The organism is Methylorubrum salsuginis (assembly GCF_900114375.1).
Classification (GTDB): Bacteria; Pseudomonadota; Alphaproteobacteria; order Rhizobiales; family Beijerinckiaceae; genus Methylobacterium; species Methylobacterium salsuginis.
Genome location: NZ_FOSV01000034.1, coordinates 17,499 through 34,354, shown reverse-complemented (window position 1 = coordinate 34,354; position 16,856 = coordinate 17,499). Strand labels below are relative to the sequence as shown.

At 68.5% G+C, this 16,856-nt stretch carries 18 protein-coding genes; 15 read left to right on the top strand and 3 right to left on the bottom strand.

Going from position 1 to position 16,856, the window contains the following annotated elements; translation table 11 throughout:
• On the top strand, positions 1-299 hold a 299-nt coding region (locus tag BM140_RS23545), incomplete at its 5' end, for an integrase core domain-containing protein (RefSeq protein ID WP_131803944.1).
• 467 nt (positions 300-766) lie between these two features.
• Here the strand turns inward: BM140_RS23545 and tehA are convergent.
• Entirely contained in the window at positions 767-1,786 is a 1,020-nt protein-coding gene (tehA, locus tag BM140_RS23540; RefSeq protein WP_091951726.1) for a dicarboxylate transporter/tellurite-resistance protein TehA, read from the bottom strand.
• 1 nt (position 1,787) lies between these two features.
• Positions 1,788-3,176, bottom strand: coding sequence for an aminotransferase-like domain-containing protein (locus tag BM140_RS23535; protein WP_091951724.1), 1,389 nt, complete (start codon positions 3,174-3,176; stop codon positions 1,788-1,790).
• 222 nt (positions 3,177-3,398) lie between these two features.
• On the opposite strand from BM140_RS23535, the gene BM140_RS23530 reads away from it, so the two are divergent.
• From BM140_RS23530 to BM140_RS23510, 5 genes are all read left to right on the top strand, one after another.
• Entirely contained in the window at positions 3,399-3,776 is a 378-nt protein-coding gene (locus BM140_RS23530; RefSeq protein WP_244535606.1) for a DUF983 domain-containing protein, read from the top strand.
• 100 nt (positions 3,777-3,876) lie between these two features.
• Positions 3,877-4,137: a hypothetical protein gene (locus BM140_RS26460; RefSeq protein ID WP_091951720.1), complete on the top strand. Its 261-nt coding sequence runs from the start codon at positions 3,877-3,879 to the stop codon at positions 4,135-4,137.
• The gene (locus tag BM140_RS23520; protein ID WP_091951718.1) at positions 4,121-5,539 is read left to right on the top strand and encodes a cytochrome ubiquinol oxidase subunit I; all 1,419 of its coding nucleotides are present in this window, start codon (positions 4,121-4,123) and stop codon (positions 5,537-5,539) included. Before BM140_RS26460 ends, BM140_RS23520 begins: the two co-directional genes overlap by 17 nt.
• Positions 5,540-5,549: 10 nt before the next feature.
• Positions 5,550-6,557, top strand: coding sequence for a cytochrome d ubiquinol oxidase subunit II (cydB, locus tag BM140_RS23515; protein WP_091951716.1), 1,008 nt, complete (start codon positions 5,550-5,552; stop codon positions 6,555-6,557).
• On the top strand, positions 6,557-6,694 hold the full coding sequence (locus BM140_RS23510) for a DUF2474 domain-containing protein (protein WP_091951714.1): 138 nt from the start codon (positions 6,557-6,559) through the stop codon (positions 6,692-6,694). Before cydB ends, BM140_RS23510 begins: the two co-directional genes overlap by 1 nt.
• A gap of 108 nt (positions 6,695-6,802) precedes the next feature.
• Here BM140_RS23510 and BM140_RS23505 read toward each other — a convergent pair whose 3' ends face one another.
• Positions 6,803-8,191: an aminotransferase-like domain-containing protein gene (locus tag BM140_RS23505; RefSeq protein ID WP_091951713.1), complete on the bottom strand. Its 1,389-nt coding sequence runs from the start codon at positions 8,189-8,191 to the stop codon at positions 6,803-6,805.
• Between the two features lie 408 nt (positions 8,192-8,599).
• On the opposite strand from BM140_RS23505, the gene BM140_RS23500 reads away from it, so the two are divergent.
• The 9 genes from BM140_RS23500 (at position 8,600) to BM140_RS23460 (ending at position 16,791) form a co-directional block, all read left to right on the top strand.
• Positions 8,600-9,082, top strand: a complete 483-nt coding sequence (locus BM140_RS23500; RefSeq protein WP_091951710.1) for an MSMEG_0572/Sll0783 family nitrogen starvation response protein — start codon at positions 8,600-8,602, stop codon at positions 9,080-9,082.
• A gap of 64 nt (positions 9,083-9,146) precedes the next feature.
• A complete protein-coding gene (locus BM140_RS23495; RefSeq protein WP_091951708.1) occupies positions 9,147-10,223 on the top strand; it encodes a Nit6803 family nitrilase in 1,077 nt (358 codons plus the stop codon).
• Positions 10,177-11,280, top strand: coding sequence for an MSMEG_0568 family radical SAM protein (locus BM140_RS23490; protein ID WP_091951736.1), 1,104 nt, complete (start codon positions 10,177-10,179; stop codon positions 11,278-11,280). Before BM140_RS23495 ends, BM140_RS23490 begins: the two co-directional genes overlap by 47 nt.
• Complete coding sequence (locus tag BM140_RS23485; protein WP_091951706.1) at positions 11,277-11,822, top strand: MSMEG_0567/Sll0786 family nitrogen starvation N-acetyltransferase; 546 nt, start codon at positions 11,277-11,279, stop codon at positions 11,820-11,822. The genes BM140_RS23490 and BM140_RS23485 overlap by 4 nt, the downstream gene beginning before the upstream one ends.
• Positions 11,822-12,814, top strand: a complete 993-nt coding sequence (locus BM140_RS23480; RefSeq protein WP_091951704.1) for a sll0787 family AIR synthase-like protein — start codon at positions 11,822-11,824, stop codon at positions 12,812-12,814. The genes BM140_RS23485 and BM140_RS23480 overlap by 1 nt, the downstream gene beginning before the upstream one ends.
• Positions 12,811-13,986 carry an MSMEG_0565 family glycosyltransferase gene (locus BM140_RS23475; protein ID WP_091951702.1) on the top strand — a complete coding sequence of 392 codons (1,176 nt, stop codon included), beginning with the start codon at positions 12,811-12,813 and terminating at the stop codon, positions 13,984-13,986. The genes BM140_RS23480 and BM140_RS23475 overlap by 4 nt, the downstream gene beginning before the upstream one ends.
• Positions 13,979-14,260 (top strand): MSMEG_0570 family nitrogen starvation response protein, encoded by a 282-nt coding sequence (locus BM140_RS23470; RefSeq protein WP_043767864.1) that lies wholly within the window; start codon positions 13,979-13,981, stop codon positions 14,258-14,260. The genes BM140_RS23475 and BM140_RS23470 overlap by 8 nt, the downstream gene beginning before the upstream one ends.
• Positions 14,261-14,297: 37 nt before the next feature.
• Entirely contained in the window at positions 14,298-15,566 is a 1,269-nt protein-coding gene (locus BM140_RS23465; RefSeq protein ID WP_091951700.1) for an MSMEG_0569 family flavin-dependent oxidoreductase, read from the top strand.
• A 292-nt stretch (positions 15,567-15,858) separates the two neighbouring features.
• On the top strand, positions 15,859-16,791 hold the full coding sequence (locus tag BM140_RS23460) for a transporter (RefSeq protein ID WP_091951734.1): 933 nt from the start codon (positions 15,859-15,861) through the stop codon (positions 16,789-16,791).
• Positions 16,792-16,856: the final 65 nt, after the last annotated feature.

Genomic DNA, 16,856 nt, shown 5'->3' with positions numbered 1-16,856 from the left:
AAATGATCGCGAAGGCGCTGCGCAAGTGGGTCGCCAAGGTCGGACCGCAGATCCAGTACATCGCACCCGGCTCGCCGTGGGAGAACGGGTACTGCGAAAGCTTCAACGGCAAGCTTCGTGATGAGTGCCTACGTCAAGAAATCTTCTACTCGTTGAGGGAGGCGCAGACTGTGATCGCCCTCTGGCAGAACACCTATAACCGCGTCCGGCCGCACTCGTCGCTGGGCTACCGGCCACCTGCGCCCGTCACCGTCCCGGATCGAGCCTTCCGGCTACCCATGGCCGCCACCATGCAGTAGCCTCTCAATCGGCTCGGTCCAAAATGCCGGTCAGGTCACCTGTGCGGACGTTGTATCCGATTGTTTTCGCTGTCCGCTTTGATTCAGAAAGCGGACACGCCAGATGCAAATGGCATTCTGAACAGCGAGCTCGGCGGATGAACAAGTCCGCTCATAACAGCCCGTTCGAACCATCGATCCCCTGAGCGGGACTCACGTTTTTTCCGATAGGGTACGAGAAACGGGACGGGAAACCGTCTGTTTCGCAGGTGGGATGCGCTAGGCATTGAAGGCGACGGCCACGGATCCGAGGGCAATTTTCCTCTCGGCCCAGACCATCCCGAACCCTGCACGCCCCCCCTTTGTTGGGCGGCTTGAACGCCAGTACGTCTCCACGATCTTTGTGGGTGGGGCCGCCTGTTCATGCGCGGCACGGCCCGACGCGTGGTCGCAGGGGCGCGCGTACGATATCACCCCTCCGGGCGCGGTCAGAGCGGTCGAACAGGCAGGAGCCGGCCGCGCAGCAGCAGGCTCAGCGTCCTGAGCGCGATCCAGCCGATGATGAGGTTGGCGGCGGCGAACAGCGGGACGGCGAGAGACGCGCTCGGCCCTTCCAAGCCTCGTTCCGTCAGGCGCAGTGCCGCGAGCGGAAGGGCCGAGACGCCGAACGTGTAGGCCCAAGCCGCGGGCGAGAACGGCTGCTGCCGCAGCCAGGGCACCAGCCGCACCATGACCAGGGCGTGCAGCAGGGCGTAGCCGAACAGGATCTGGGCCAGCCGGTCGGGCGGCCCGTCGGTGACCGCCAGGTAGGCGACGCAGGCCACCGCAGGCGGCGCCAGGTGCAGCCCGAGCGAGGCCCGCAACGCTACGGGCAGGGTCTGCAGGATCAGCCGATGAATGACGACCGATTCGAGCGTCAGCCATGAGAGGAGGCCTGCGCCGAAGAAGAGCAGTCCGAGTTCCTTCATGCCGAAGGCGGCGCAGGTGATGGCCGCCACGAAGCCCCCGCCGACCGTGGGCATGTAGAGGATCGGCGTCGTCGCCTCGAAGGCGCGGTCGCCCATCCAGAGGCCGCCCACGCCCCAGACGGCGAAGAGGGTCGTGCCGACAAGCCCCGTGAGAGCCATCGCCCAGGCGGCGCCCGGCCAGTGCGGCGCGAGGCCGACGCTCGCGATCATGGTGGCGACGGGAGCCAGCGCGGCGAAGAACGACGACGTCGGATCGCGCACCTCGACCAGAACGATGTCCCGGTCGTTCAGCCACCGAGCGGCGTAGAAGACCAGCCACGCCGCCCAGACCGCTACGCCGAGAAGGGAGAGCGCCTCGCCCACCCAGGCCGGCCCCAATCCGAGGCGCGCAACGGCGCGCCAGCCATTGCCTAGTCCGCACAGCCCCAGGACCATCCCGAAGAAGGTGGCCGGTACTCGGGTCCGCCGAAGCCAGGTGAGATCCCGCCGGTGCTTGGCCGCGCTTTCGTCCGCGCCGGATGCACTCGCCACGTCCGCCATGTCAGACGACCGTGGAGATCGCGCCGGGCGGACGCGTCAGGAGCGTCGCCAGCAGGCTGAGACCGTATCGCAGGGTCTCGACCTCGGGGGCAGCACCCAGGGAGACCCGGATGGCCTCGGGAGCATGCCCGACAGCGAAGGCATCGCTTAGGATGACCGACAGCCCGAGTTGACGCGCATGCGCCCCGAACTCGCCGCGCCGCCACGGCTCGGGAAGCCGGAGCCAGAGGTGGTGCCCGCAGGAATGCGCGCGGACGTCGAGCCCGCGCAAGGTCTCGCGCGCGACCGCCTGCCGGAGGCCGTTCTCCTTGCGGATGGCCGCGACGACCGCGTCGAGTTCGCCTTCGGCGATCCACTGCGAGGCGAGCGCGGCCGTGAGCGGCGAGGCCATCATGTTGATGGCCCGCAGCTCGGCGGAGAGCCGCACCGCCTCGTTCGTCCCTGGTACCGCAACGTAGGCGATGCGCAGGCCCGGGCTGACGCACTTGGACAGCGTCGCGATATGCCACGTGATGTCCCCGGCCGAGGCGGCGATGGGGGCCGGAGCGTCGGGCGGCAGTGCGCCGTAGGCGTCGTCCTCGATGATCGCGACGCCGTGCGCGCGTGCGACCTCGGCGATCCGCTCGCGGCGCGCCGTCGGCAGCGTCGCGGTGGTCGGGTTGTCCAGCGTCGGTACCAGGTAGAGGGCCCGCGGCGGCTCGGCCTTGCAGCTCTCCAGAAACGCGTCCGGGTCGAGCCCGTCCTCGTCGCAGGCGACCGGAACGAGGCGTGCGCCGCGACGCTCGGCGGCCATGCGCAGACCTGGATAGGTCAGGGCCGGAACGCAGAGTGCATCCCCCGGCTTGAGGATGGCGGCAAGCACGGCGGCGAGCACGACCTGGGCGCCGCCTCCCACGAGGACCCGCTGCACCGGAAGCGGCCCGAGCCGCTGCCCGAGCCACTGTGCCGCCGCAGCGCGGTCGGCCAGGTTCCCGGCGCTGTCCTGGTACTGCATGCGGTCGAGGAAGCCCGACGAACCGGCAAGCTGCGCCAGGCCTGTCTCCATACGCTCGGCAAGCCGCGCCCCAACCGGCTGGGGCGGCATGTTCATGCTGAAGTCGACGCTTCCGGACGGGTCCGGCCGGCGTAACTCTGTAGGCGGCGATGTGGGTCCGCGAACGAAGCTGCCCCTGCCGGCCGTGGCATTGATCAAGCCCGTCCGGCGCGCCTCGTTGAAGGCGCGCGTGACCGTGGTGAGGTCGACGTTGAGCTGCTTGGCGAGGGCGCGCTGCGGCGGCAGGCGCACGCCCGGCGGGAGCCGGCCGGCGCGGATGTCCTCGGCCAGCGCCCTGACGATGGCGAGGTACTTCGGGCCTGCGTCGCCGGCGATTGTCGGGCTCCAGAATTCCATCGTTGACCCCTGCTCTCGCATCGTCGTATGCATACATGTGTCATGCAGGCAAGGCGAGAGGTAGCTCTGTCTGGTCCGGCGCCTTTGAAGCAGCCAGCTTCCACTGCGAATGTATGGACCAATAAGCCATACATTTGGGGCACGCAAGGCGCCTCTTCATGCCGCCGGACGGCAAGCGGTTCAGGAACGTGGACGATGCAAAGGACGACCGATCAATCCCTCATGTCCGTCGGCTTGCGGTGCCGCTGCCCGCGCTGCGGCGAGGGGCGCCTGTTCGACGGCTTCATCGCCCTGAAGCCGCGCTGCGAGGCGTGCGGCCTCGATTATCGCTTCGCCGACCCGGCCGATGGCCCAGCCTTCTTCATCATGATGACGATGGCCTTCCCGGTCACTGCCTTCGGCATCTGGTTTGAGCTCGCCTACGAACCGCCGCTCTGGATTCATGCGCTCGTGACGCTTCCGCTTCTCTTGCTGGCCTGCGTGCCGGTCATCCGGCCGCTGAAGGGGCTTTTCATCGCCAGCCAGTACATCAACAAGGCGGGAGAAGGCCGCCTGGCGACTTCGCCAGCACCCAACATGGGCCCTGCATCCGGGGATTGATCCTTGCGCTCCGCCGCGCAGTCCGGGCGGACACGCGCCGGCGGCATCGCCCGCTGCCGGGCTTGACGTGCCTGCATCCTACCTCACGAGGATCGGGACGATGCTCCTCTGTTCCGAGGTGTTCGAGGCCTCCCTCCGGAAGCCGCGCGAGGACGGCCGTAACCGGACTTTTATCGAGCTTGAGCGCAAAGTCGGCACATTCCCGGCCGCCATCTGGACGCATCCGGACGGCAACATGCGGGCGCTCGTGGAGGCGCTTGCCGAGGTTCGTACACGGCTGGGCTGGGGCGAGGTCGCGCTGGCCGCTGCCCCAGCCTCATCGACAGCTGCAATAGGTGACCAACATGCTGGCGAACGTTGACGCCCTGCTGCTTGCAAGGTGGCAGTTCGGGTTCACGGTGGCCTTCCACATCGTGTTCCCGGCTTTCTCCATCGGCCTCGCCAGCTACCTTGCGGTGCTGGAGGGGCTCTGGTTGGCGACCGGACGGCAGGTGTTCATCGACCTGTTCCGGTACTGGATCAAGATCTTCGCCATCGCCTTCGCCATGGGCGTCGTGTCCGGCCTCGTGATGTCCTACCAGTTCGGTACGAACTGGTCGGTCTACGCCGACAAGACCGGGCCCGTTCTCGGTCCGCTGATGGCCTACGAGGTGCTCTCGGCCTTCTTCCTGGAAGCCGGCTTCCTCGGCGTCATGCTGTTCGGCATGAGCAAGGTCGGGCCGCGGCTGCACTTCCTCGCCACGCTGATGGTGGCCATCGGGACCTTCTTCTCGGCGTTCTGGATCCTGTCCGTGAACTCCTGGATGCAGACGCCCCAGGGTCACGCGGTCAACGCGGCCGGCCAGTTCGTGCCGGCCGACTGGTGGGCCATCGTCTTCAACCCCTCGTTCCCGTACCGCCTCGTCCACATGGTCCTGGCCGCCTACCTGACCACCGCGCTCGTCGTCGGCGCGGTCGGCGCCATGCACCTGCTTCGCGACCGCGCCAACGAGGGCGCACGCACGATGTTCTCGATGGCGATGTGGATGCTCGCCGTCGTGGCGCCTCTTCAGATCCTGGCCGGCGACGCCCACGGCCTGAACACGTTGGAGCACCAACCGACCAAGGTCATGGCCATGGAAGGCCACTTCCAGAGCCACCCGGACGGGGCGCCGCTCATCCTGTTCGGCCTGCCCGACCAGGAGGCCGGCACGGTGCGCTACGCGGTCGAGGTGCCGAAGCTCTCCTCGCTGATCCTGAAGCACGGCTTGAACGAACCGCTGAAGGGTCTCGACAGCGTGCCGCGGGAGAACTGGCCGCCGGTGCCCGTGGTGTTCTGGTCCTTCCGGGTCATGGTCAGTCTCGGCATGCTGATGCTCCTGCTGGGCTGCCTCAGCCTGCTCGCCCGCTTCAAGGGCAAGCTCTACCAGTGGGCGGCGCTTCACCGCTTCGCTCTCGCAATGGGGCCTGCCGGCTTCGTCGCCGTCGTGGCCGGCTGGATCACCACCGAGGTCGGGCGCCAGCCCTTCACCGTCTATGGGCTCCTGCGCACGGCGGAATCGGCCTCGCCGCTCCACGCGCCCGCCGTCGCCGCGTCGCTCACCGCCTTCGTGCTGGTCTACTTCGCCGTGTTCGGGATGGGCATCCTCTACATCCTGCACCTGATGGCGAAGTCGCCGCACCGGGGCGAGCCCGGGATCAAGCCCGGGGCGCCGATCCGCACCGCCGGCATCACGCCCGCGCCGTCGGTCACTGCCGGCCGCTCCCTCCACCCGGCCGAATGAGGAACGCATCATGTTCGCCAACATCGACCTGACGGTGGTCTGGGCGCTCATCATCGCCTTCGCGGTCTTCGCCTACATCGTGATGGACGGCTTCGACCTCGGCATCGGCATCCTGTTCCCGGCCTTCCGACCGGGACATGAGCGCGATACCGCGATGAACTCCATCGCGCCGGTCTGGGACGGCAACGAGACCTGGCTGGTGCTCGGCGGCGGCGGACTGTTCGCGGTCTTCCCGCTCGCCTACGCGGTCATCATGCCGGCGCTCTACGCGCCCATCATCGCGATGCTGCTCGGCCTGATCTTCCGCGGGGTCGCCTTCGAGTTCCGCTGGCGCGACCCCCGCCATCGGGCGCTCTGGGACGTCGCCTTCACCGGAGGCTCGGTCGTGGCGGCGCTCGCCCAGGGCATCACCCTCGGCGCCCTGCTGCAGGGCATCAAGGTGGAGGGCCGCGCCTATGCGGGCGGTTGGTGGGACTGGCTCACGCCTTTCAGCCTGCTCGTCGGCCTCGGCATCGTCTGCGGCTACGCCCTGCTCGGCGCCACGTGGCTGGTGATGCGGACGGAGGGGAGCCTTCAACAGAGGTCGCGCACCTTCTCGCTCTGGCTCGGCGCGGCGACGGTTGCGGTGATCGCCGCCGTCAGCGCGGCGACGCCCTTCCTGGAGGGCCAATATTGGGAGCGCTGGTTCTCGATGCCGAGCGTGCTGCTCACCGCTCAGGTGCCGCTCCTCGTCGCGGTGGCGTCGTTCCTGTTCTTCCGCTCGCTGCGCGGGGGAGCGGAGAGAACCCCGTTTCTGCTGGCGCTCGGCCTGTTCCTGCTGTCCTTCGTCGGCCTGGGGATCAGCATCTTCCCCGACGTCGTGCCGGGCCGGGTCACGATCTGGGAGGCGGCGGCACCGCATTCGAGCCAGGTCTTCCTGCTCGTGGGCGCGTCCGTTCTGATCCCGGTCATCCTGGCCTACACGGCCTACTCGTACTGGGTCTTCCGCGGGAAGGTCGACGCGGCGGGGTATCACTGATGGGCACCACCTCCGCTCCCCGCCACCCCGCTCCCCTGTGGCGCCGCCTCGTGTGGTTCGCCTCGCTGTGGGCCGGCAGCGTCCTCTCGCTCGGGGTCGTCGCCGGCATCCTGAAGATGTGGCTGAAGGCAGGCTGACGCCCCGACCCCCGATCGCTCCAGGCCCAGGAGTCCGAAAACCCAGTAACCGTTGGCCTCGCCCTATAGGCTCCCGGAGGCGGTCGAGCCGCGTCACTGCCGGGTGCTTCAGATATAGGTCGAGGCCAGCGCCGGCGACCCTTCGAGCGCGTGCGCAAGCACTTCTAGGCCGTGCGTGATCTGCTGCCGGGTCGAGGGGCCGCCGAGACAGAGGCGCACCGCCTCCGGCGGTGTCCCTGCCACGCAGAAGGGATCGCTGCCGACCACGCCGAGCCCCGCCGACCGCCCCTGGCTGGCGAAGGCCGAGCGCGTCCAGCCATCCGGCAGCGTGATCCAGACGTGGAAGCCGTGCGGATCGGCGGTGTAGGTCTCGGCCGGAAGAAGCGAGGCCACGATACGCTGGCGCGCGGCCGATTCCTCGCGGACGAACTGCACGACGGCCTCCGCCGTGCCGTCCATGATCCAGCGCGTCGCGAGAGCGGTCGAGATCGGCGAGGCCATGACGGTCGCGGCTCGCAGCGCACCCGCGACCGGCAGGGCGGACCGGGCGCTCGGGGTGACCAGGAAGGCAAGGCGAAGGCCGGCGCCCAGGCACTTGGCCACTCCTGCCACGTAGTAGGTGATCTCGGGCGCGAGTTCGGCGAAGCTCGGCGGCGGTGCCGGGCAAATGCGCGCGTAGGCGTCGTCTTCGATGATGCTGACCGCGTAGCGCCGCGCCACCGCGATGATGGCCTCCCGCCGCGTGCGGGACAGGGTCGCGGTGGTCGGGTTCTGCAGCAGCGGGTTCAGGTAGATCGCCTTCGGCGCCACCTTGGTGCAGGCGGCTGCGAAAGCGTCGGGGTCGACTCCGTGCCGGTCCATGGGAAGGTCGACGAGGCGCAAGCCCAGATGCGCCGCGAGGGCGCGGATGCCCGGGTAGGTGATGCGCTCGGCGCAGATGGTGTCACCGGGGCGGGCGACCTGACCGAGCACGCTGAACAGGGCACTGTGGGCGCCAGGGCAGATCAGCAGGCGCTCCCGGTTCGTGTCGACCCCGCGGCCCTTCAGCCATCTCAGCGCCGCCTCTTTGTCGGCGTCGGTCCCGCCGAAGCCCTGGTAGCGGAGAAGATTGGCCAGGTCGCCGGACAGCTCCGAAAACGATGCCTGCATGCGGGCCTGCAGGGCAGCCGCGTCGGGTTCGGGCGGCAGGTTCATGGTGAAGTCGACCGGCCCGACCCGCTGCGCGGCGCCGCCTGAATGGGCAGTGCGGGTCGGATCGACCACGAAGGTTCCTTGGCCGACACGACCCTCGATCAGGCCGCGCTTGTGCGCCTCGACATAACCCCGCGACACCGTCGTGAAGTTCAGGTCGAGCGCCTCGGCCAGCGCCCGCTGGGTCGGCAGGCGCGTGCCGGGCGTCAGGTGCCCGTTGCGGATATCGTCCGCCAGGGCCTCCGCGATGGCCAGATAGTGCGGCTTGCCCCAGCGCTTGAGGTCCGGCGTCCAACCCCCGGCCATGACCTCATGAGGGCTCGTCGTCCCTCCTCTCTTCGTCGCCTTCATCCGCTCCGCGCCTGCACCATCAGCATACGATCAATGTTCGATTGTATGGCTAGCAAGCGTCATACCGCAATCACGCCTCGGGAGTGACGCTCACGCGATCCATACAATACAAGCAATCGCAGTGCCTCGAGCGTGCCTATCGTGGTCACGAAATGCGCACGGCTTGCTCTCGAAACGAGCTTCGTCCGAATTGATGCGTGACAGCGAGATTCGGATCATTGATCGCCTAATTGTATGCATATCACTTCGGCGCATTGACCGACACATTGATCGGCAAAGATCTGGCACAACGCTTGCCATGATGGTCCCGTGACCGCCCGAAGCCCAGGCTGCCGCGGTCCAATCCATCGAGGAGTGAGATCCATGCCTGCCGTGAACCGCGAACATAACAAGAAGGGCGACTTCCTGGTCGATTACGAGGAGAAGGTGTTCGAGGACGTGAAGGCCGAGCCGGGCCAGAAGGCGCTCGTCACCTTCCACACCGTCGCGTTCGAGGGCTCGATCGGCCTCGTGAACCTGCTCCAGGCCACCCGCCTGCAGCGCAAGGGCTTCGACACCTCGATCCTGCTCTACGGCCCCGGCATCACGCTCGGCGTCCAGCGCGGCTTCCCGCGACTCGGCGACGAGGCGTTTCCGGGCCACCTCAACTTCAACAACCAGCTGGAAAAATTCATGGCCGAGGGCGGAAAGGTCTATGCCTGCCGGTTCTCGACCCAGGCGCTGTACGGCCACGGCGAGGCCGCCTTCATCGAGGGGATCCGCATGATCAACCCCCTCGACGTGCTCGACTGCATCCTCCTGCACAAGCGCGACAACGCGGTGATCCTCGACACCTGGACCGTCTGACGCGCGCGCATCGCATCCGGCGGCCGCGCACGACGCGACCGCCGTCACAGCCGGAGGATCACCCATGTCAGAGAACCGGATCGTGCGGGCCGCCGCCGTCCAGATCGCGCCGGACCTCGACCGGCCGGACGGCACCTTGGAGCGCGTGCTCAACGCCATCGACGAAGCTGCCGGCAAAGGCGCGCGCTTCATGGTCTTCCCCGAGACCTTCGTGCCCTACTACCCGTACTTCTCGTTCGTGCTGCCCCCCGCGATGCAGGGGGCGGAGCACCTCAAGCTCTACGAGCGCGCGGTCACCGTGCCGGGCCCGGTCACGCAGGCGGTCGCGGCGGCAGGCCGCCGTCACGGCGCGGTCATCGTGCTCGGGGTCAACGAGCGCGACCACGGCTCGCTCTACAACGCGCAGCTGATCTTCGACGCCGACGGGTCGCTCAAGCTCAAGCGCCGCAAGATCACCCCGACCTACCACGAGCGGATGATCTGGGGTCAGGGCGACGGCGCCGGGCTCGACGTGGTGGAGACCGCGGTCGGCCGCGTCGGGGCTCTGGCCTGCTGGGAGCATTACAACCCGCTCGCCCGCTACAGCCTGATGGCGCGCCACGAGGAGATCCACGCGGCCCAGTTCCCGGGATCGCTCGTGGGCCAGATCTTCGCCGACCAGATGGAGGTGACGATCCGCCATCATGCGCTCGAGGCGGCCTGCTTCGTGGTCAACGCCACCGGCTGGCTCACCGACGAACAGGTGGCGCAGGTCTGCCCGGACGAGCGCCTGCGCGGCGCCTGCCGCGGTGGCAACTGCACCGCCATCGTCTCGCCCGAAGGCAAGCACCTCGCCGACCCCCTCGGACCCGGCGAGGGCATCCTGATCGCCGACATGGACCTCGCGCTGGTGACCAAGCGCAAACGGATGATGGACTCGGTCGGCCACTACGCTCGGCCCGAACTCCTCAGCCTCCTCCACGACGACCGTCCGGCCTCCTTCGTGCACCAGCCGGTCCGTTCAACGTCCGATTCCCGGAGCTTCGACCATGAGCAGCAATCCGCTTCTGACGAACCAACCCTCGTGTCCGCCGGTCGTGGCAGGCTTGGTCGGGATGCCGACGGAGCGCCTGATCAACGCGTTGCAGTCCTACGGCGTTAGGCTCGCCGACAGCCGCGCGGGGGCTCCGAGCCGCCGCGGCGGAGCCGGACCCTCCGATCATAAGGCGATGACCATCGCGGGCCGCACCGTGATGGTGCCCGTGCACACCGAGGCCGCCTTCGACTCGCCTTTCCTCGTGCGCCGCCCGGACGCCGACGGGGTCTCGGTGATCGAGCACGACGGCGTGGTGATCGGGCAGGCGACCTTCCCAGGCAGGCCCCGCTTTTACGCGCTCTCGACCTTCGACGGCGTGCCCTACTCGAAGATCGCCGTGCTGCACGGGCGGGACGTGCTCGCCACGACGGTGCTGCAGACCTGCATCCGCTATCAGAACCGCGCCAAGACCTGCCAGTTCTGCTCCATCGGCCAGTCGCTGGCGGCCGGCCGCACGGTCGCGCACAAGACGCCCGAGCAACTCGCCGAAGTCGCCCGTGCCGCCGTGCTCCTCGACGGCGTCAAGCACATGGTGATGACCACCGGCACGCCGAATGCCACCGACCGCGGCGCGGCGGTGCTGTGCGAGAGCGCGTTTGCCGTGAAGGCGGCGGTCGATCTGCCGATCCAGGCCCAATGCGAGCCGCCCGACGACGACCGCTGGTTCGAGCGGATGAAGGCGTCCGGTATCGATGCGCTGGGCATGCATCTGGAGGCCGTCACTCCGGAGGTCCGGGCCAGGATCATGCCCGGCAAGGCGAGCGTGCCGCTGGAGCGGTACTACGCCGCCTTCGAGGCGGCGGTGCCGATCTTCGGTCGCGGCCAAGTCTCTACCTACATCCTGGCCGGGCTTGGCGACGCTCCGGAGGCCATTTTGGAGATGGCCGGGCGGCTCGTCGGGATGGGCGTCTACCCGTTCGTGGTGCCGTTCGTGCCGATCTCGGGCACGCCGCTGGAGAGCCACCCGGCGCCCGGGCCGGACTTCATGCACGCCATCCTGAAGCCGCTCGCGGACATGCTGGCGCAAGCGAATTTGCGCTCGGCCGACATCAAGGCCGGCTGCGGGCGCTGCGGCGCCTGTTCGGCGCTCTCCACCTACGAGCGCGCGGGGGTGGCGGCATGATATTCGACCCCGTCCCGCCCTATCGGCCGAGCCACTTCCGCGTGAAGTTCGCGGTCGAGCCCTGGGAGCGGCGCGCCTGCGCGGCACTTCGCCGGCAGGTGTTCTGCACCGAGCAGGGCATCTTCACCGACGACGACCGCGACGCCGTCGACGCGCATGCCATCCCGATCTGCGCCCTTTCGACGATGGGCGGCGAAGCCGACGCCGTCGTCGGCACCGTGCGCATCCACGAGGTCGCGGAGCGGCCCGGCGAGTGGTGGGGCTCGCGCCTCGCCGTCGCCAGGGCCTTCCGCGGCACGGCCGCCCTCGGGGCCGGCCTCATCCAGGTCGCGGTCGCCTCGGCCCATGCCCGGGGCTGCACCCGCTTCCTCGCCCATGTGCAGGAGCGGAACGTGCCACTGTTCGAGGCCCTGCACTGGGCACGCCTCGACGCCGTCGACCTTCATGGGCTGGCGCATCACCTGATGCAGGCGGATCTGTCCGCCTACCCGCCGATGCACGACCCCGAGCACGGGCTCGTCACCTTCCGGAGGGCAGCGTGATGACGGCCGCCGTCGACATCCAGGCGCTCGCCCGTCAGATCCAGGACGCGCGGGGCTTACGCCACAAGCGCGATATCGACGCCGTGGTGGCACGGTTGGGGCTCGGCAGCCGGCACGCCTCGGTTCCGATCGGCGACGACTGTGCCGCCATTCCCGACGGCGACGGCCACCTGCTGCTGGCCATCGAGGGATTCCTCGACAGCTTCGTGGCCGCCGACCCGTACTTCGCGGGCTATTGCGGCATCATGGTCAACCTCAGCGACGTGGCCGCCATGGGCGGGCGCCCGATCGCGGTGGTCGACGCCCTTTGGAGCCGCAATGGGGATGAGGCGGACCCGATCCTGGCCGGCCTGTCCGACGCGGCCGCGCTCTACGGCGTGCCGGTCGTCGGCGGCCACACCAACACGCGCGCCGATGCCGGCAACCTCGCGGTCGCCGTGCTCGGTCGGGCGGGGCCGCGCCTGCTGACGAGCTTCGATGCGACACCGGGCGACGACCTCGTCGCGGCCATCGACCTGCGCGGACGCTTTCGCGAGCCGCATCCCTACTGGGACGCCTCCACCGGCGCGCCGGGTGAGCGGCTGCGCGGCGACCTCGCGCTGCTGCCCGGGCTCGCTGAGGACGGCCTGTGTCGGGCAGCCAAAGACATCAGCATGGCGGGCGTCGTCGGCACGGCGCTGATGCTTCTCGAATGCTCGAACGTCGGCGGCGTCATCGACCTCGACGCGATCCCGAGGCCCGAGCACGTTCCCCTCGCGCGCTGGCTGACGGCCTTCCCGAGCTTCGGTTACCTCCTCAGCGTCCACCCTGACCGCACGCCAGCCGTATGCGCGCGCTTCGCGGAACGCGGCATCACAGCCGCATCGATCGGCCGGCTCGACGCGAGCCGGGTCGCCCGGGTGTGCGATGCCGCCGGTGCGGAGGCCGTGGTCTGGGACTTCGTTGCCAACCCGCTCATCGGCTGCGGGAAGGATGGCGGGCGCGCATCATGACGGGCCTGCGCATCGCCATCCTGACCCACTCCATCAACCCGCGCGGCGGCGTCGCCCACTGCCTCGCGCTCGCCGAGGCCTTGTGCGCCCTCGGGCACGAGGCGGTGGTGCATGCGCCTGATCCGGCCGGCCGCGGCTTCTTCCGGAACGCGGCCTGCCCAACCGTGTCGGTGGCCGCTCGATCGGTCGGTGGCTCCACCGTTGACCTCGTGCGGGCCCGCATCAACGACTACCTGCGCCACTTCTCGACGCCGGCGGCCTGCGACTTCGACCTGTTCCACGCCCATGACGGCATCGGCGGCAACGCGCTCGCGACCCTGAAGCATCGACGCCTGATCCCGGGCTTCGCGCGTACGGTCCACCACGTCGACAGCTTCTCCGAACCGCAGCTGGCGGAGTGGCAGGACCGCTCGATCCGCGAGGCCGCGCGCCTGCTCTGCGTCAGCCACACTTGGGCCGACTGGATCCGGGACGACCTCGGAGCCGAGGCCAAGGTCGTCGGCAACGGGGTGGACCTCTCGGTCTATCGCGCCAAACCGACCGAGGCGGACGCGGCCGTGCGGGAGCGCTGGGGCGTCGGCGCGGGGCCAGTGATCCTCAGCGTCGGCGGCTTCGAGGATCGCAAGAACACGCTGGGCATCATCGAGTCCTTTGTCCGGTTGCGCGCGCGCCACCCCCAGGCGCAGCTCGTCGTCGCCGGTGGCGCCTCGCTCCTCGATCACACCGCCTACCGTACGCGGTGCCGCGCAGCCCTGGCATCGGCGGGCCTGACGGTCGGGCGGGGCTTGGCGGTCATCGAGACGGGCCCCGTTCCGCAGGCCGACATGCCGGCCCTCTACCGAATCGCCGACGCGCTGGCCTTCCCCTCCTGGAAGGAGGGCTTCGGCCTCTGCGTGCTGGAGGCGATGGCCTGCGGCACGCCCGCTATCGTCTCCCGGCAGCCCCCCTTCACCGAGTACCTCGCGGCAACGGACGCGCTCTTCGTCGATCCGGCAGACCCATGCGCCATCGCCGACGCCCTGACGGCGGCCCTTGTCCCGCAGGCTCGCGACCGGCTGCGGGCGGCGGGCCTCGCGCGGGCTTCCGCCCATTCGTGGCGCGCCTGCGCGGGACGCCACCTCGATGCCTACGCGGCCTGCGTCCGCCCCCGACAGGAGTCGATCCATGCCTGAGATGCGTTTCCACGTCCGTTGGCCCGACGGCCGACAAGAGGCCTGCTACTCGCCCTCCCTTGTCGTGAAGGACTTCCTCACGCCGGGGGAAAGCTACGCCCTCGACGACTTCGTCGAGAAGTCCCGAACGGCCCTCAACATCGCGAGCGAGCGAGTGCGCGAGAAGTACGGTTTCGCGTGCTCGTCCGCGATGGACCAACTCGCCCGCATCGAGGCTGCCGCGAAGCGGCAAGTGCCCGGTGGCCGAGTCACCGTCGAGTCCTTCGAATCCTGAGCCGACGCCCCTGCCGGACCCTCACGGAGCCAAAGCCATGCCCCCCAAGACCCGTCACGTCCCGGTCGTCATCGTCGGCGGCGGCCAAGCCGGCCTCTCGGTCAGCTACCACCTCAAGCAGCGCGGCATCGAGCACCACGTCTTCGAGAAGAACACCGCCGCGCACACTTGGTCGACCCAGCGCTGGGACAGCTTCTGCCTCGTCACGCCGAACTGGCAGTGCGACCTGCCCGGCCACCCCTACGATGGGCCGGACCCCGACGGGTTCATGAAGAAGGACGAGATCGTCGCCTACCTGAAAGCCTTCGTCGCCAAGGTGGACCCGCCGCTCCGCGAAGGCGTGGCGGTCAACCGCGTCGCCCGGCGCGAGGACGGCCTCTTCGACGTGCACACCTCGGACGGCGACTACACGGCGAGCGAAGTCGTCGTGGCGTCGGGCGGCTACCACACGCCGATCATCCCGCGCATGGCCGAGAAGCTGCCGGGCTCGATCACGCAGATCCACTCGAACCAGTACCGCAATCCGGGACAGCTGCCCGAGGGCGAGGTGCTGGTGGTGGGCTCGGGCCAGTCGGGCGCGCAGATCGCCGAGGACCTGCACCTCGCCGGCCGCAAGGTGCACTTGGCGGTCGGCGACGCGCCCCGCTGCGCCCGTTTCTATCGCGGTCGCGACGTCGTCACCTGGCTCGCCGACATGGGCTACTACGAGATGACCGTCGACAACCATCCGCTGCGCGACGGCGTCCGCGACAACACCAACCACTACGTGACCGGCCGCGACGCCGGTCGCGACATCGACCTGCGCCGCTTCGCCATCGAGGGCATGAAGCTCTACGGCCTGATGGAGGACTACCAAGACGGCAGCTTGCGTTTCCGGGACGACCTCAAGCGTTCACTGGACTCGGCCGACCGAACCTACAACGGCATCAACGCCGCCATCGACAAATACATCGCCGAGAACGGCATCGAGGCCCCGCCACAGGAGCACTACAGCCCGGTTTGGGTGCCGGGCGAACCAATCCTCAGCCTCCCGCTGGAGGGATCGGGCATCACCAGCGTCGTCTGGTGCATCGGCTTCACGCCGGATTTTCGCTGGCTCGACGCCTCGGTCTTCAACGGCGCGGGCAGCCCCAAGCACAAGCGGGGCATCACGAGCGAGCCGGGCGTCTCCTTCATCGGTCTGCCTTGGCTGAACACCTGGGGATCGGGCCGCTTCGGCGCGGTCGGCCGCGATGCCGAGTACGTCGTGGGGGTGATCCAGAAGCGCCTCGGCACCGAGCGGCCCGCCCTGAAGTTCGCGGTCTGACTCGGTCTCGCTCGAGCCCCTTCCATGGCGGCATCAATCCGGACCGCTCCGGCAGATCGAAGCCTGTGCCGTTCCTGCAACAAAATATCCCTTCGAGCGCCTCCGAAGCATTCGTCAGTAGACTCTTCGATGCTACGGTGCAGAATATAAGCATTGATGGAAATACATACAGATTGTATGCATTTCCATGCAATCAAAGTAGTCAAATATAACATCTCGCCTGCGTGCCCTTGCCACCGATGCTTCTCGGTGAACGGAAGCGGCTGGCCGATGCCCGAGAAGGAAATCGATGATGCTGAAGAAGTTCGCGACCGCGGCGGGAGCGTTCGCCGCCGTCACCCTGAGCGCGACCGTCTCGTACGCCCAGGCTACCACGATCCCCGGCGAGCAGGTCGGCCTTGCCGTCGGCGCGCCGCTGCCCGAGGGCATCTACGCCATCGACACCTTCATCTACCGCCGGAACGACACGCGATTCTCGACCGATACCGCGATCAACGTGCCGGTCCTGGTCTGGTCGACGGGCTACAAGATCTTCGGCGCCAATATTCAGCCCCTGCTCGCTCAGCCGACGGTGTTCGGGTTCCCCAACAACCCGCCGGGCGTGCCGAACCGCGACTTCTCGGTCAACGTCGGCACCCTCGTCGGTTCGATCTTTGCCTGGGATCTGGGGGGCGGCTTCGGCGTCAGCTACCTCGCAGCGGTCCATTTGAACGACCTCAACGCCGGCCGCGCCTTGCCGCAATTCTCCTCCAACACCTACCGCCAGGGCTTCGCGGCCAGCTACACCGCCGATGGCTGGAACCTCACGGCCAACCTGACTCACAACTTCTATGACTCTCCGGGCCGGTTCGAGGGGGCCATCGGGCAGGCGATCGGCCCGCTCTACCTGGCCGACGCCCTCCTGCTCGATCTGACGGCGACCAAGAAGTTCGGCAAGTTCGAGATCGGCGCGGTGGCCTACGGGGTGACGGACCTACCGCTTGGCGGGGCGGACTTCGCCCGTGCCTCGGCGCAGGGTTACGCACGAGCCGGACGCTTCGCGGTCGGCGGCTTGGTCGGCTACGATTTCGGGCCGTTTACCGCCCAGCTCATGGTCGCCCGCGACGTCGCCGTCCGGACCAACGGCACCGAATCGACCGACGGCTTCATCCGCCTCATCGCCCCGCTCTACACCCCGCCGAAGGCTGCCGCAGTCGAGCCGGTCGCGCTCGTGCGGAAGTATTGACGACCGATGCCGCGACCCCGGCTTCCTCTCGAAGGTAACGCCGGGAGCCCGACCGAGATCGAAGT

Excerpts from the sequence above, each read along its gene's own strand:
- BM140_RS23535 (WP_091951724.1), bottom strand. The coding sequence starts at position 3,176 with ATGGAATTCTGGAGCCCGACAATCGCCGGCGACGCAGGCCCGAAGTAC.
- cydB (WP_091951716.1), top strand. The coding sequence starts at position 5,550 with ATGTTCGCCAACATCGACCTGACGGTGGTCTGGGCGCTCATCATCGCC.
- BM140_RS23485 (WP_091951706.1), top strand. The coding sequence starts at position 11,277 with ATGATATTCGACCCCGTCCCGCCCTATCGGCCGAGCCACTTCCGCGTG.
- BM140_RS23465 (WP_091951700.1), top strand. The coding sequence starts at position 14,298 with ATGCCCCCCAAGACCCGTCACGTCCCGGTCGTCATCGTCGGCGGCGGC.
- BM140_RS23460 (WP_091951734.1), top strand. The coding sequence starts at position 15,859 with ATGCTGAAGAAGTTCGCGACCGCGGCGGGAGCGTTCGCCGCCGTCACC.
- BM140_RS23475 (WP_091951702.1), top strand. The coding sequence starts at position 12,811 with ATGACGGGCCTGCGCATCGCCATCCTGACCCACTCCATCAACCCGCGC.
- BM140_RS23530 (WP_244535606.1), top strand. The coding sequence starts at position 3,399 with ATGTCCGTCGGCTTGCGGTGCCGCTGCCCGCGCTGCGGCGAGGGGCGC.
- BM140_RS23495 (WP_091951708.1), top strand. The coding sequence starts at position 9,147 with ATGTCAGAGAACCGGATCGTGCGGGCCGCCGCCGTCCAGATCGCGCCG.
- tehA (WP_091951726.1), bottom strand. The coding sequence starts at position 1,786 with ATGGCGGACGTGGCGAGTGCATCCGGCGCGGACGAAAGCGCGGCCAAG.
- BM140_RS23510 (WP_091951714.1), top strand. The coding sequence starts at position 6,557 with ATGGGCACCACCTCCGCTCCCCGCCACCCCGCTCCCCTGTGGCGCCGC.
- BM140_RS23490 (WP_091951736.1), top strand. The coding sequence starts at position 10,177 with ATGCCGACGGAGCGCCTGATCAACGCGTTGCAGTCCTACGGCGTTAGG.
- BM140_RS26460 (WP_091951720.1), top strand. The coding sequence starts at position 3,877 with ATGCTCCTCTGTTCCGAGGTGTTCGAGGCCTCCCTCCGGAAGCCGCGC.
- BM140_RS23500 (WP_091951710.1), top strand. The coding sequence starts at position 8,600 with ATGCCTGCCGTGAACCGCGAACATAACAAGAAGGGCGACTTCCTGGTC.
- BM140_RS23505 (WP_091951713.1), bottom strand. The coding sequence starts at position 8,191 with ATGGCCGGGGGTTGGACGCCGGACCTCAAGCGCTGGGGCAAGCCGCAC.
- BM140_RS23480 (WP_091951704.1), top strand. The coding sequence starts at position 11,822 with ATGACGGCCGCCGTCGACATCCAGGCGCTCGCCCGTCAGATCCAGGAC.
- BM140_RS23520 (WP_091951718.1), top strand. The coding sequence starts at position 4,121 with ATGCTGGCGAACGTTGACGCCCTGCTGCTTGCAAGGTGGCAGTTCGGG.
- BM140_RS23470 (WP_043767864.1), top strand. The coding sequence starts at position 13,979 with ATGCCTGAGATGCGTTTCCACGTCCGTTGGCCCGACGGCCGACAAGAG.